The following is a 13487-nucleotide window of genomic DNA, read 5'->3' on the forward strand; positions in this document are numbered from 1 at the left end:
CGCTACGCGGACTGTCGCAGGGCGCGCAGCGTCAGCGCGGCGTCCAGCGCCGCGGCGGCCGCCTGCTCGCCCTTGTTCTCATGGGAGTCCGGCAGCCCGGCCCGGTCCAGCGCCTGCCGCTCGTTGTTGGTGGTGAGCACCCCGTTCGCGACCGGCGTGCCCTCATCCAGCGAAACCCGGGTGAGCCCCGCGGTCACCGCGTCGCAGACGTACTCGAAATGCGGCGTGTCACCCCGGATCACCACACCGAGGGCCACCACCGCGTCGTGCGACTTGGCCAGCTCCTGGGCCACCACCGGCAGCTCCATCGCGCCCGCGCAGCGCACCACCGTGATCTGCTGGACGCCCGCGTCCTTGGCCACCCGCTCGGCGTTCGCCAGCAAGGTGTCGCAGATCTGGGTGTGCCAGCGCGAGGCGACGATGCCCAAGGAGAGGTCCTTGGCATCCGCCAGCGCGAAAGTCGGTACCCCGGTACCGCTCATCGATGTCCGCCTTTCGGAGTCGGTTCGCAGTTCAGTGCGCGGTCTCGCCGAGGTCGAGCTCGTCGAGTCCGATCAGGTCATGGCCCATGCGGTCGCGCTTGGTGCGCAGGTAGCGCAGGTTCTCCGCGTTCGCGCGCAGCGGCATCGGCACACGCTCGGTGATCCGCAGGCCGTAGCCGTCCAGGCCGACCCGCTTGGCCGGGTTGTTGGTGAGCAACCGCATCGACCGGATGCCCAGGTCCACCAGGATCTGCGCGCCGGTGCCGTAATCGCGGGCATCGGCGGGCAGGCCGAGCTCCAGATTCGCGTCCACCGTGTCGTGGCCGGAGTCCTGCAGCTGGTAGGCCTGCAACTTGTGCATCAGGCCGATCCCGCGGCCTTCGTGACCGCGCATGTACAGCACCACGCCGCGCCCCTCGGCCGCGACCATCTCCAGCGCGGCATCCAGCTGCGGACCGCAGTCGCAGCGCAACGACCCGAACACGTCACCGGTCAGGCACTCCGAGTGCACGCGGACCAGGATGTCGTCACCGTCGCTGATGTCGCCGCGCACCAGCGCGACGTGCTCGACCTCGTCGTAGATGCTCTGATAGCCGACGGCCATGAACTCGCCGTGCGCGGTGGGGATGCGCGCCTCGGCCACCCGCACCACATGCTTCTCGTGCCTGCGCCGCCACGCGATCATGTCCGCGATCGAGATCAGCGCGAGCTCGTGCTCGTCGGCGAAGACGCGCAACTCCTCGGTGCGGGCCATGTGGCCCTCGTCCTTCTGGCTGACGATCTCGCAGATCACGCCCGCCGGGCGCAAACCAGCCATACGCGCCAGATCCACGGCGGCCTCGGTGTGACCGGGCCTGCGCAGCACGCCACCGTCCTTGGCGCGCAACGGCACCACGTGACCGGGCCGGGTGAAGTCGTCGGCCTTCGCGTCGGCGTCGGCCAGCAGCCGCATCGTCGTGGCGCGGTCGGCGCCGGAGATGCCGGTCGTGACGCCCTCGCGCGCGTCCACCGAGACGGTGTAGGCGGTGCCGTGCTTGTCCTGGTTCATCGCGTACATCGGCGGCAGGCCGAGCCGATCGCAGTCGTCGCCGGTGAGCGGCACACAGATGTAACCGGAGGTGTAGCGGATCATGAAGGCGACCAGTTCCGGGGTGGCCTTCTCCGCCGCGAAGATGAGGTCGCCCTCGTTCTCGCGGTCCTCGTCGTCGACGACGACGACCGCCTTACCGGCGGCGATGTCGGCGACTGCGCGCTCGATGCTGTCGAACCTGGTCACGTCTGCTGTGCTCCATCTCGAAATAGGTGCCTCACCACAGTACTGGGTTGAATTTGCAGCGCCTGCGGCGCTGCGTGTTCGCGGCTGTGTTGGTCTTGCCAGCGCCTGCGGCGCTGGGTGTTCGCGGCCCTCTTGTGGCTCGCGTCCGAGCGGCCGCCGCTGGCGACTTCGTCGCGGACGCGGCGGCCACTCGGACGCGAGCCGGGCCGCGAACGGCGGATGCTCGGTCTCGCTGCGCTCGAAAGACGGGGTGAGGTTCATCTGGTTGCGCAAGGTCAGCAGCAGCGCATCCGCATGTCGGCCACTTCCTGACGGGCTGTCGGTCGGCGACCCCGCGCCCGCTATGCCGCGCATGCCGGCATCTCGGGCACGCCCCGGTCGACGGGCGACACGGGTTTCGTCTCGCTTCGCCCGAAAGACGGAGTGCGGATCCAGGCGCGCGAGATCGGGGCCGCCGCACCCGAGTGAAGTGCCCGCGGGGCTGGCACGGCCCGCGGTTGCGCAGTGCTACCGAACTGACGGCGCTGAGCAATGATCACCGGCCCCCCGCGTTCGCCGCAGGGCGACGCGGCGCGGCGGAGTGATCGCCTATGCTGAGCGGCGCGACGGGGGAGGCGGGTTGCCCGCTGCGGCCCGCGCATGCCTATCGCACAACATAGGCCTACCCCGCGCGGAGGTCCGGTGAACGCCGACGCACACCCCTCGTCCCGCGTGGGCGGGAACAAGCGGGCGGCCACGGTCAGCCGCGCTGCTGGAGGCGTTCGACGTACTTGGCGATGACGTCGACTTCCAGGTTGACGGTGGTGCCGACCGTGGCGAAGCCGAGGTTGGTCAGCGAGAGGGTGGTGGGGATGAGGGAGACCTCGAACCAGTCCCTGCTGCCGGTCTCGGCCGGCTCGTCGGAGACGCCGAGGCCGGAGACGGTGAGCGAGATGCCGTCCACCGTGATCGAACCCTTCTCCACGACGTAGCGGGCGATGTTCTCGGGCAGCGAGATCCGTACCACGTCCCAGTTGTCCGACGGCGTACGCGAGAGCACGGTGCCGGTGCCGTCGACGTGACCTTGGACCAGGTGGCCGCCGAGCCTGCTGTTCAGTGCGGCGGCGCGCTCGAGATTCACCTTGGCGCCGACGTCCAGCTTGCCGATGCTGGAGCGGTTGAGGGTCTCCGCCATGACATCGACGGTGAAGGAGTCGCCGCCGACCACCTCGACGACGGTCAGGCACACGCCGTTCACGGCGATCGAATCACCATGCCCGGCATCGGAGGTCACCAACTCGCCCTTGATCGTCAGCCGCGCGGCGTCGGTCAGCTGCTCGCTGGCGACGATCTCGCCGAGTTCCTCGACGATGCCTGTGAACATGTGCTGTGACTCCTGTCGCGTCGTTGTCTTCCGGTTGCGCAAACAGCGCGAGACCCGGCCGCTATTCCCGCGCCTCCCCAGCCTAGTGACGCGGCGTGGCCGTAGACAGCCGCGTTCCGGGCTCGGCGAGGGACGCACCCTACGCGGGAACCGACCGCGGGGCGGGCCGAGACAGGCGGAACCGGCCGGTCCCATCGAAAATGGAACAAAAGCTGTCCACACGCGCCGCGATCGACGGGCTCGCCGGGTATCGATTTCCCTTGGAAGCCATTAGGCATACCACGTGAATTGATTAACCCCTCGGGGTGTGATTGCCGATTCGTACCCGATACCCGAACGAAACACGGTTATAACGCAGAATCCGCGCTCGGACGGCGCAGGAAGCGATATCGTTACGCGGCCGACTTCTCGCGTTCAACTTTCCCGGCAACGCAGTCCGATGAGACGTTCTACCAGGGAACATGCCGGACGAACGGGGAAGCCTGCCACACGATGTTCACTCCTCGAGAAAACCGGAGAACACAGTGGAAGAAAGCAGGTCGAGCACAGCCGGGGGCGCGGTGTGACCACATTTCTCGATTCGACGCCGGAAATTCGCTGCTCACGGTATCGGCGCGAATTCCAGCTGCCCGCATCGATGGATCCCGGTTCGCACCGCATTCTCCTGCAGATCGGCGTCGACTACGGCGCGGTCACCATGCCCGCCGAACTCGGCGAGCAAGTGCTGCGGCAACTCCTCCAGGACGGAATCGCCGGGCCCGTCGTCGACCATCCGCGTGCCAAGCACTGGACCTTTCTCACCGGCCCCGCCGGACGCGACGACGTCAGCCCGGCGGTCTCGGCCGAATTGTTCCGCCTCTACGCTGCCGTGGCCTGCACGGGCAGCCAGGTGGTGCTGCCCTCACCGGACGACGAGCGCACCGGGTATCGGGTGTGGATCCGGTCACCGGAGGCCGGGGCCCGCCGCCCGCCGATCAACGCGGTGATCGAGACGATCCGCGCGGTCGCCGCGCGCCGGACGCGGACCGGCTAGCTCCGTTCAGCGAGCCCACGCCGAGGCCGCCTGATCGCGCAGCTTCTGCACGGTGGCCCCAGGGTCCGCGGTGCTGTAGACCGCGGACCCGGCGACGAAGCAGTCCACACCCGCTTCCGCGGCCGCCTCGATGGTGTCGGCGTTGATGCCGCCGTCGATCTCGACCAGCAGCCGCAGCTCACCGGCATCGACGAGGTTCCGCACGATGCGCGCCTTCTGCAGCACCTCGGGGATGAAGGACTGACCGCCGAAGCCGGGTTCGACGCTCATCACCAGCAGCGTGTCGAATTCGCGCAGGATCTCCAGGTACGGCTCGATCGGCGTGCCCGGCTTCACCGAGAGCCCCGCCTTGGCGCCCGCGGCACGGATGTCGCGAGCCACCGCGATCGGATCGTCGGTCGCCTCCGCGTGGAAGGTCACGTTGTGCGCGCCCGCCTCGGCGTACGGCGGCGCCCAGCGGCCCGGATTCTCGATCATCAGGTGGCAGTCCAAGGGGATCTCGGTGGCCTTCAGCAGGCTCTCCACCACCGGGAGGCCGAGCGTGAGATTCGGCACGAAGTGCGCGTCCATCACGTCCACGTGCAGCCAGTCGGCGCCTGCGACGGCCTGCGCTTCGTCCGCGAGATGCGCGAAGTCCGCGGACAGGATGGAGGGAGCGATCATCGGAGCGGCCGGACGCGGGTGAATCGGGTTGGACACAACGCCGGAGTCTAACGGTACCCAGGGTTGTCCAGCGCGGGAGTGGGTAGCCTGCATAGGGTGATCAATATTTCGGCGGAACAGGGGCTCTACAGCACCCCGGTGGAGATTCGGGTGGCGGCGTCGGTGACACAACTGCCCATCGTGCGTGGGCTCGCCGAAACTCTCGTCCTACTCAGCGATTTCACGCTGGACGAGGTGGCCGACATCCGGCTCGCCGTCGACGAGGTCTGCTCGACCCTGATCGCGGTCGCGGCCCCGGATACCAGCCTGAACTGCCGTTTCACCGTCGGCGACACCGAGTTGCTGGTCCGGGTCGACGGGCTGGCGGAGAAGCCGGGCCTGCCCGACCAGCGCAGCTTCGGCTGGCATGTGCTACGCACCCTCACCGACGCGGTGGAGGCAACCCAGGATTCGTTCGACCCGACGGTCTCCGGATATCCGACGACGGTCGAGTTCCGTCGGGTCCGGGGGAAGGCGTAGTGGCGGACGAAGACACCGTGTACGACTCCCAGCGCGACGACGACGCCGACACGCTGACCACCGAGGACGACGCCCTGGATGCCACGGAGACCCTGGAAGCCGCGGGCACGGTTCCCGGGTACGACGACGTCGGATTGCTCTTCGAGCAGCTCGCGACCAGTGAGGCGGGCACAGCGCGGCACAGCGCGCTGCGCGCGGAACTGATCAGCCGCTGCATTCCGCTCGCCGACCACATCGCCCGCAAGTTCAGCGGGCGCGGGGAACCCTTCGACGACCTCACCCAGGTCGCGCGGGTCGGGTTGGTGCACGCGGTGGATCGTTTCGACGTCGGGCGCGGCTCCAACTTCCTGTCTTTCGCGGTGCCGACCATCATGGGCGAGGTCCGGCGCTATTTCCGCGACAACACCTGGGCGATGCGGGTGCCGCGGCGGGTCAAGGAGACGCACCTACGCATCGGCGCGGCGATCGACAGTCTCTCCCAGACGCTCGGCCGCTCGCCGACGGCGAAGGAGATCGCCGCGGAGCTGGACGTCGACCCCGACGAGGTGACCCAGGCGGTCATCGCGGGCAACGCCTACCAGCCGAGTTCGATCGACGCGGCCACGCTCGGCCGCGACACCGACGCCTCGCTCCTGGATACCCTCGGCGAGGAGGAGTCCCAGTTCGATCGGGTCGAGGAATACGTCGCGATCCGTCCGCTGCTGGCGGGGTTGCCGGAGCGGGAGCGGCGCATCCTCACCATGCGGTTCTTCGAATCGATGACCCAGACCCAGATCGCCCAGCAGATGGGGATCTCCCAGATGCACGTCTCGCGCATCCTCGCCAAAACCCTTGCCCGCTTGCGGGAGCAATCCAGCCGGGAATAACCGCTTCGAGCGGGCGGCGCGTTCGCGCACCTTCGCCGGAGCGGTGAGCCACCACGCGTCCACGTGGACCGGCCACTTCCGGTAGGGCGCTCGGCATCGCGACCACTTCCTGCCAGGTCATCGTCATGCGTCCGAGTGTGCGTCGAAGGCAGGCGCACGACTCGGACGCAAGGAACATCGCGAACCGCTCAGCGCGGTTTACGCAACGCGGCGAGGAACATGGCGTCGGTACCGTGCCGGTGCGGCCACAGCTGTGCCCCCGGTCCGTCCCCGATGTCGGTGACGCCGGGCAGCAGTTCCCGGGTGTCGAGTTGCTCGGCGCCGAGGCGGCGCACGGCGTCGGCGACGACGGACACCGTCTCGGGCAGGTGCGGCGAGCACGTCGAATACAGCACCACTCCGCCCGGGCGCACCAGTTCCCATGCGGCGGCGAGCAATTCGCGCTGCAGCACCACGAGTTCGCGGACGTCCGCCGGAGTGCGCCGCCAACGCGCCTCGGGTCTGCGGCGCAGCGCCCCGAGGCCCGTGCACGGGGCGTCGACGAGGATGCGGTCGTAGCCGGGGGTCAGCCCGCTGGCGCGGCCGTCGGCGACATGGACGTCCACCGGCAGGTCGTGCACGGCCTTGCGCACCAGTTCCGCGCGGTGGGCGGCCGGCTCGACGGCGTCCACCCGGAACCCGTCGATCGCGGCGATCGCGCCGAGCAGCGCGGCCTTGCCGCCCGGTCCGGCGCACAGATCGAGCCAGCGACCGGTGTCCGGGCCGTCGAGCGCGGCGTTGAGCAGCGCCAGCGCCACCAACTGGCTGCCTTCGTCCTGCACCGCCGCCATGCCCTCACGGACCGGCTCCAGCTTGCCCGGATCGCCGCCCTCCAAGTAGACCGCGTACGGCGACCAGCGGCCTTCCTCACCGCCGGTCACCAGCGCGAGTTCCTCCGCGGTGATGTCGCCGGGGCGGGCCACCAAGTGCACCAGCGGGCGGGCGTCGTCGGCGGCGAGCACATCGCGCAGTTCCGTCGCTCGCTCGCCGAGCGCGTCGGCGAAGGCTTGCGCGATCCAGACCGGATGGGCGTATTCGAACGCCAACCGGCCGACGGGATCGGCGGGCGCGAGCGCGTCGACCCACTGCTCGGGGGTCTTCTCCCCCGCGCGCCGGAGCACGGCATTGACGAAACCCGCCTTGCCCGCGCCGAATTCGGCGCGCGTCAGCGCGACGGAGGTGTCCACGGCGGCGTGCGCGCCGATGCGAGTGCGCAACAACTGGTAGACGCCCAGCCGCAGCACGTCCAGCAGAGGTCCGTCGATCTCCTCGATCGGCCGGCCCGCGCCTTCGGCGATCACCGCGTCCAGCAGTCCCAGCGACCGGCACGCGCCGTAGGCGAGTTCGGTGGCCAGTGCGGCGTCTCGACCCGACAATCCCCGTTCGCGCAGCAGGGCGGGCAGAACGAGGTTGGCGTAGGCGTCGCGCTCCCGGACCGCCCGCAGCACATCCCTGGCGACCGTTCGCGGCGGATCGGCGGATTCGCCACGGTGCGGTCGTCCGGCGGCCTTGGCCCCTTGGCGCGGCCCGGTTCGACCGCCGGTGGAACGGTCCGATCGACCCGCCGCGGGGCGTCGGCCGGTGGAACCGCGCCGTTCGTCACGATCGCGGCCGCCCGGCTCGGCGCGTCCGCCGCCGGAACGCCTGCCTGCCGCCTGTGACCGGCCCGCACCGTCGCGATCCTGCTGCTTGCCGCCCTGCGCACGCGCCCGGCCCGCCTCGCCGGAACTATGGCGTTCGTCGTGCCGCCGGTCGCGCGCGTTGCCGTCGCCGGACCGATCGCCGCGGGTCATTCGACCACCGCGCCGGGCTGCAGGCGGGCGCCGCGCGCCCAGTCGAGCGCGGCCATCACCCGCTTACCCTGCGGCTGAACCTGATCGAGCCGCACCGCGGTGGTCGCGGTGCCGACGAACACACCGGACTTGCGGACCTCGATCACCCGCTCCGGCAACTCCTCTTCGACCAACTCGACCGGCCCCAGCTTCAGCCGCGTGCCGCCGACCTCGGTCCACGCCCCGGGCGCGGGGGTGACCGCGCGGATGCGCCTGCTGATGGCCAGCGCGGGCTGATCCCAGCGCACATGCCCGGCTTCGACACCGACCTTGGGCGCGTACGAGACGCCGTCGGTGGACTGCGGAATCGCCTGCAAGGTGCCGTCCTCCACCCCGTCGAGGGTCGCTTCCAGCAGCCGGGAGCCGCTGTCGGCCAACCGCTGCAGGAGGCTGCCCGCCGTGTCGGTGACGGCGATCTTCTCGGTCACCATGCCGAAGACCGGACCGGTGTCCAGCCCGGCCTCGATCCGGAAGGTGGAGGCGCCGGTGATCTCGTCACCGGCATCGATGGCCGCCTGCACCGGCGCCGCGCCGCGCCAGGCGGGCAACAGCGAGAAATGCAGGTTGATCCAACCGAAGCGCGGGATGTCGAGCACCTGCTGGGGAAGCAGCGCGCCGTAGGCGACGACGGGACAGCAGTCCGGCGCCAATTCGGCCAGCCGCGTGACGAATTCCGGCTCCGAGGGCCGCCGCGGGGTGAGGACCGGGATGCCGTGTTCGTCGGCCAACCGGCCGACCGGCGACCTGGTCACCTTCCGGCCGCGCCCCGCGACCGCGTCCGGCCGCGTCACCACGGCAATCACCTCGTGCCGAGCCGATTCCAGCAGCCGCCGCAGCGACGGAACCGCCGGTTCCGGGGTTCCCGCGAAAACGACGCGCATCAGCGGCCCGCTCCGAACGGGTTGGGCCGGCCCGCGCCGCTCATGGAGCGGGACGGACGCACCGTCACTCCCGCCCCGAACCAATCCGATTCGCGGATCACCCGCATCGCCTCCTTGCGCTGGGCCGGGTCGAGACGGTCGATGAACAGCACCCCGTCGAGATGATCGGTCTCGTGTTGCACGCACCGCGCCAGCAACCCTTCGGCCTCGAAGGCGACCGGCGCCCCGTCGACGTCCACACCGGAGGCCCGCACCCGCAGAGCGCGCCGCGTGTCGTAGCGCACACCGGGAATCGACAGGCAGCCCTCCGGCCCGACCTGCTCCTCGTCGCCGAGGACCTCCCACTGCGGGTTGACCAGGTGCCCCGCCGCCTCACCCGTGTCGTAGACGAAAACGCGCAGCCCGACCCCGATCTGCGGCGCGGCCATCCCGACACCGCCGTCGTCGTGCATCGTCTCGGTCAGATCGGTCACCAGCTGCCGCAGATCACGGTCGAACGCGGTGACCTCCGCGGCGCGGGCACGCAGAATGGGGTCGCCGAACAGGCGAACGGGCTGGATGGTCACGACTGACTCCCGGAAGCGGACGAATACGGTCGCCCCATTCTAGTGAGACGACCGGAAATCCCCGATTCGCCAGCCGGAAGCTGATACAACTCCTATGCGGTCCGGGCGGGGTGTCGATCCCTCCGCCCGGCCGCCCGGAAAAGCCCTGGTCAGCGGCATCACAATGAAATCGAGCGCGGGTTGCCGATGACGCGTCACCCGGGCGGCCCGCCGCGACGTGAGGATTGGAAAGCCACCGCGGCGGGCGGACGAAGGCCCCCACTGCCCGGGAGCCGCTCGTCCACCGATACTATTTCGTGCTAGTCGCGTGCACGTCCTCACGCGAACTTCCAAAAGGAGTCGGCGACCTGCCGCGGCGACAGCGGGACATCGCTTCGCCTTTCGTTGTCCCCGAGCGCTGCCCAGTGGTAGAACGCGCGACTCGTGGAAGATCCGTCGTCGCCGGAACCGACTTCCAGGACCGTGTGTGGGATTCGATTTCCGAACTTGCCTTGCCATCGGCCCTTCCAAGGACCGGCTCATGCAACGCTGGCCAGGCCGCCGCCAGCCGGACCGGCCGCTTCCGCTCAGTGGGACAGTCATTGCCGGGAGTCCGTCGCTCGCGGCCACGACAATCGATCGACACGCACATGGTCTCCAGACCGAACTGCTTGTCGTGGGTCTGCAGGTTGTCGATCAGCGTGGTGGTGATGCGGGCGCCGGTCATGCCGAACGGGTGGCCCAGGGCGATCGCGCCGCCGGAAACGTTCAGCTTGTCCTCATCGATCTTCAGCTCCCGCGCCGAGCCGAGTACCTGCACCGCGAACGCTTCGTTGATCTCGACCAGGTCGATGTCGTCGATGGTCTTGCCCGCCAGCGCCAGCGCCGCTTGCGAAGCCGATGCGATACCTCGTAACTCAGGTCGACTCGCGGCGTACGACGTCGAAGTCAGGGGTGACCGGGCTCGGAGGCTTCTCGAGGTGGCCCACCCCGTAGAGCGCGAGGTCGGCTACATACCGAGCGAGTGCCCCTATCCCCATCCGCACCGTCGACAGCGCTGGAACGAACGCCCGCCCGAAGTCGGAATCGTCGTGACCGATCACAGCCAGCGGCGCCGGCACCCCGATTTCGGCGCGCAACGCGGCACCGACGACCAGAGCCGCGGTTAGATCGTTGTAGGCGACCACCCCGGTGACGCCGGCATCCCGCCAGTGCCGTACCGCCTCGGCCGCGGTTCCGTCATCGAGCCCCGCCGAGCGCACATCCAAAGACTCCAGCCCCAAGGCTGACGCTGTCCGCTGCGCCATATCTCGACGAAGGGCTGCCAGGTCGGCCAGTCGGGGGTCGTCCGGCATCGCGTAGGCGAGCCTGCGGTGACCGCGCGAATGCAAATGCCGTACTTGTTGTTCGGCGCCTGGCGCTACGAGGGGCGAATCGGAGACCGACTGCGTGAGAACGATCTTCGCTCCACTGGCCTTCGCCGACAGGGTGTCGGCATCGCTGAGGTCGTCCAGGCCGAGGATGACTTCAGGCCGCAGCGTCTCCCAAAGCGGCTTCGCCCGGTCATCGATGCGACGCGTATAGGTGACCAAGGTATAACCCGCCTGATCGAGGCGGAAGGACACGTCATCGAGGAATTCCGCCCAGCCGGCCTCCATCGGCCATGCCGGAAGCAGCATCATCACCAGGCGGGTACTGCCGCGGCGCAGAGCCTGCGCGGCAGGATTGGGACGGTATCCGAGCCGCTCGGCCTCCGCGAGCACTCGTTGCCTTGTCTTGTCCGGAATCGTCTGACCAGGCGTGTTGTTCAGCACGAATCCGACGGTGGCACGCGAAAGGCCGAGAGATCTGGCCACGTCGGCAGCCGTCACCCGCTGTCCTGTCCCCCGCATCGCGCCACCCACCTCCCGCAGTGATCGCCACCGCACGTCTCGGTCCTGCCGTCAAACTAGCACGTGCCACGACTTGCATCCCGCCATGCTCACTCGCCCTGCGGTCCTAGCCGGCCACAGCACCGCAGCGAGCGGATCGCCCAGGTAGCCGGCGCCATTGCCCCTGCGAGACGAGTTTCCCGCTGTCGTACGTCCACGGCCGGCGCCGGGGCGTCGTCCCGCTGGGGAGTCACCGGGAAAACAGAGCCCGCCGCGCGCCCCTGGCGGCTCAGGCCTCGGTCGTCCGGTCGGTGGATGACCGACCAGAGCCGCGCCCATCCCAGTGAGTGAAATCACTACCCGATCGGCCGCACTGCGACTGCTACAACGAGGGCGCAGCGCAAGCAGCCGTGCATCGCGGCCCAACCAGCTCGCTTGCGTTCTTTCATCCGAGGAGGGTGGACATGAGTCCGGTTCAGCAGGATTCGCAGGAAGTCCGCAATATCGAAGCAGCGGCGGCCCCGACGCGTTTCGCGCGCGGCTGGCACTGTCTCGGACTGATCCGCGATTTCGCCGACGGCAAACCGCATGCCATCGAGGCATTCGGCACCAAGCTCGTGGTTTTTCGCGGCGAGAACGGCGAACTCAACGTTCTCGACGCGTATTGCAGGCACATGGGCGGCGACCTCAGTCAGGGCACCGTCAAGGGCAACGCCGTCGCCTGCCCGTTCCACGACTGGCGCTGGGGCGGCGACGGCCGCTGCAAGGAGATCCCCTATGGCCGCCGGGTGCCGCCGCTGGCCCGGACGCGGACCTGGCACGCGCTCGAGCAGGACGGGATGCTGTTCGTGTGGAACGACCCGGAAGGCAAGAAGCCGACGCCGGATGTCGCCATTCCCCGGATCGACGGCGCGACCAGCGACGAGTGGACCGACTGGCACTGGTACCGCACCGTCGTGAACACCAACTGCCGCGAGATCATCGACAACGTCGTGGACATGGCGCACTTCTTCTACATCCACGGGTCGCTGCCGACCTACTTCAAGAACGTGTTCGAAGGCCACATCGCCACGCAGTACTTCAAGAGCGGGGCGCGCGAGGACCTGCCCGGACCCGAGGGCGCGCCCAAGCTGCTGGGCACTTCGTCGGTCGCGTCGTACTACGGGCCGTCCTTCATGATCGACGACCTGACATACCACTACGAGCAAGGCGATCACCACACGGTCCTGCTCAACTGCCACTACCCGATCGATGCGAACTCTTTCGTGCTGCAGTACGGCATCATCGTCAAAGAGTCGCAGGGTCTTCCCGACGAGCAGGCGATGGCGACGGCGATCGCCCTCGGCGACTGGGTGAAGATCGGGTTCGAGCAGGACGTCGTGATCTGGAAGAACAAAGCGCGCATCGACAATCCACTGCTGTGCGAGGAGGACGGCCCGGTCTACCAGCTGCGCCGCTGGTACGAGCAGTTCTACGTCGACGCCGCGGAGGTGACCCCGGAAATGGTGGACCGCTTCGAATTCGAACTGGACACCACCCGCCCGGTAGAGGCATGGCAGGCCGAGATCCGGGCCGATCTCGCCGCGCGCGCCGATCTGGCCGCCCGGGCCGGCTCCGCCGAGGCTTCTGCCTGATGACGCCGCGCATCGACGAACGGCTGAACGAGGCGCCGATGGCGCCGGTCCAGTGCGACCACTGCGGTGCAGGAGTCCTTGTCCGCAAAGCCAGCTGGCAACAAACCAGCGTTCAGTGGAACGCCGACGCGGCCGTCCGCTGCCCTGAGCTTCGCGACACGGTGGGCAACGACCCTTCGCTACCAGGCTGCGGCCGGCTGCGCGACGCCATCGCCGCGGCAGCCACATCGGGACGACTCAGGATTCCCGCGGAGTGCGGTGCCGTGGAAAGCGATCACGGGCCCCGCCCGTGTGGTGGCGCACCACGAGAAGTCGCGTAGCCCGGCCACCGGGGCGGCGGACGCAATGCCCTGCGAGAACTGACAACCTGATGACGACCCGGCGGCGGGCCCATCGAGTGTCCGGTGACATGGATGCGCCGCGTATCGACGCAGAGGGTGCTCTCCGCGTGCGTGCTCGAGGCGTCCAGCCGAGCGATATCCG

13 protein-coding genes and 1 pseudogene are annotated in these 13487 nt (G+C 69.0%); 5 read left to right on the forward strand and 9 right to left on the reverse strand.

The features are described from left to right. Window positions 1-2: 2 nt before the first annotated feature. The 3 genes from ribH to ACH49X_RS02295 all read right to left on the reverse strand — a co-directional run bounded on the left by ribH (window position 3) and on the right by ACH49X_RS02295 (window position 3121). Window positions 3-482, reverse strand: coding sequence for a 6,7-dimethyl-8-ribityllumazine synthase (gene ribH / locus ACH49X_RS02285; protein ID WP_039798873.1), 480 nt, complete (start codon window positions 480-482; stop codon window positions 3-5). 31 nt (window positions 483-513) lie between these two features. Beyond that, entirely contained in the window at window positions 514-1758 is a 1245-nt protein-coding gene (locus ACH49X_RS02290; protein WP_039798874.1) for a bifunctional 3,4-dihydroxy-2-butanone-4-phosphate synthase/GTP cyclohydrolase II, read from the reverse strand. A gap of 739 nt (window positions 1759-2497) precedes the next feature. Continuing rightward, on the reverse strand, window positions 2498-3121 hold the full coding sequence (locus ACH49X_RS02295) for a riboflavin synthase (protein ID WP_195080234.1): 624 nt from the start codon (window positions 3119-3121) through the stop codon (window positions 2498-2500). Between the two features lie 562 nt (window positions 3122-3683). On the opposite strand from ACH49X_RS02295, the gene ACH49X_RS02300 reads away from it, so the two are divergent. Beyond that, window positions 3684-4154, forward strand: a complete 471-nt coding sequence (locus ACH49X_RS02300; protein ID WP_195080235.1) for a hypothetical protein — start codon at window positions 3684-3686, stop codon at window positions 4152-4154. Between the two features lie 6 nt (window positions 4155-4160). Here the strand turns inward: ACH49X_RS02300 and rpe are convergent, their stop codons facing one another. Further along, window positions 4161-4817, reverse strand: a complete 657-nt coding sequence (gene rpe / locus ACH49X_RS02305) for a ribulose-phosphate 3-epimerase (RefSeq protein WP_195080318.1) — start codon at window positions 4815-4817, stop codon at window positions 4161-4163. A gap of 96 nt (window positions 4818-4913) precedes the next feature. Between rpe and ACH49X_RS02310 the strand changes: the two genes are divergently transcribed. Then, window positions 4914-5336, forward strand: a complete 423-nt coding sequence (locus tag ACH49X_RS02310; RefSeq protein ID WP_195080236.1) for an anti-sigma regulatory factor — start codon at window positions 4914-4916, stop codon at window positions 5334-5336. Beyond that, a complete protein-coding gene (locus tag ACH49X_RS02315) occupies window positions 5336-6202 on the forward strand; it encodes an RNA polymerase sigma factor SigF (protein ID WP_195080237.1) in 867 nt (288 codons plus the stop codon). The genes ACH49X_RS02310 and ACH49X_RS02315 overlap by 1 nt, the downstream gene beginning before the upstream one ends. A 188-nt stretch (window positions 6203-6390) precedes the next feature. On the opposite strand, the gene ACH49X_RS02320 is transcribed toward ACH49X_RS02315, so the two are convergent. The 5 genes and pseudogenes from ACH49X_RS02320 to ACH49X_RS02340 form a co-directional block, all read right to left on the reverse strand. Beyond that, entirely contained in the window at window positions 6391-8034 is a 1644-nt protein-coding gene (locus tag ACH49X_RS02320; RefSeq protein WP_195080238.1) for an RsmB/NOP family class I SAM-dependent RNA methyltransferase, read from the reverse strand. Beyond that, on the reverse strand, window positions 8031-8954 hold the full coding sequence (gene fmt, locus ACH49X_RS02325) for a methionyl-tRNA formyltransferase (protein ID WP_195080239.1): 924 nt from the start codon (window positions 8952-8954) through the stop codon (window positions 8031-8033). The genes ACH49X_RS02320 and fmt overlap by 4 nt, the downstream gene beginning before the upstream one ends. Continuing rightward, window positions 8954-9520, reverse strand: a complete 567-nt coding sequence (gene def / locus ACH49X_RS02330; RefSeq protein WP_195080240.1) for a peptide deformylase — start codon at window positions 9518-9520, stop codon at window positions 8954-8956. The genes fmt and def overlap by 1 nt, the downstream gene beginning before the upstream one ends. A gap of 622 nt (window positions 9521-10142) precedes the next feature. Then, window positions 10143-10397: pseudogene (locus ACH49X_RS02335) on the reverse strand (acetyl-CoA C-acyltransferase); the annotation flags it as partial. A gap of 19 nt (window positions 10398-10416) precedes the next feature. Then, window positions 10417-11370 carry a LacI family DNA-binding transcriptional regulator gene (locus tag ACH49X_RS02340; RefSeq protein WP_323123975.1) on the reverse strand — a complete coding sequence of 318 codons (954 nt, stop codon included), beginning with the start codon at window positions 11368-11370 and terminating at the stop codon, window positions 10417-10419. Between the two features lie 464 nt (window positions 11371-11834). On the opposite strand from ACH49X_RS02340, the gene ACH49X_RS02345 reads away from it, so the two are divergent. Continuing rightward, window positions 11835-13004: a Rieske 2Fe-2S domain-containing protein gene (locus ACH49X_RS02345; protein ID WP_357209268.1), complete on the forward strand. Its 1170-nt coding sequence runs from the start codon at window positions 11835-11837 to the stop codon at window positions 13002-13004. Beyond that, the gene (locus ACH49X_RS02350) at window positions 13004-13324 is read left to right on the forward strand and encodes a ferredoxin (protein ID WP_357209266.1); all 321 of its coding nucleotides are present in this window, start codon (window positions 13004-13006) and stop codon (window positions 13322-13324) included. Before ACH49X_RS02345 ends, ACH49X_RS02350 begins: the two co-directional genes overlap by 1 nt. Window positions 13325-13487: the final 163 nt, after the last annotated feature.

The organism is Nocardia sp. NPDC019323, from assembly GCF_044389845.1.
GTDB classification, from domain to species: domain Bacteria; phylum Actinomycetota; class Actinomycetes; order Mycobacteriales; family Mycobacteriaceae; genus Nocardia; species Nocardia implantans.

Excerpts from the sequence above, each read along its gene's own strand:
- ribH (WP_039798873.1), bottom strand. The coding sequence starts at position 482 with ATGAGCGGTACCGGGGTACCGACTTTCGCGCTGGCGGATGCCAAGGAC.
- ACH49X_RS02295 (WP_195080234.1), bottom strand. The coding sequence starts at position 3,121 with ATGTTCACAGGCATCGTCGAGGAACTCGGCGAGATCGTCGCCAGCGAG.
- rpe (WP_195080318.1), bottom strand. The coding sequence starts at position 4,817 with ATGATCGCTCCCTCCATCCTGTCCGCGGACTTCGCGCATCTCGCGGAC.
- ACH49X_RS02320 (WP_195080238.1), bottom strand. The coding sequence starts at position 8,034 with ATGACCCGCGGCGATCGGTCCGGCGACGGCAACGCGCGCGACCGGCGG.
- fmt (WP_195080239.1), bottom strand. The coding sequence starts at position 8,954 with ATGCGCGTCGTTTTCGCGGGAACCCCGGAACCGGCGGTTCCGTCGCTG.
- ACH49X_RS02345 (WP_357209268.1), top strand. The coding sequence starts at position 11,835 with ATGAGTCCGGTTCAGCAGGATTCGCAGGAAGTCCGCAATATCGAAGCA.
- ACH49X_RS02350 (WP_357209266.1), top strand. The coding sequence starts at position 13,004 with ATGACGCCGCGCATCGACGAACGGCTGAACGAGGCGCCGATGGCGCCG.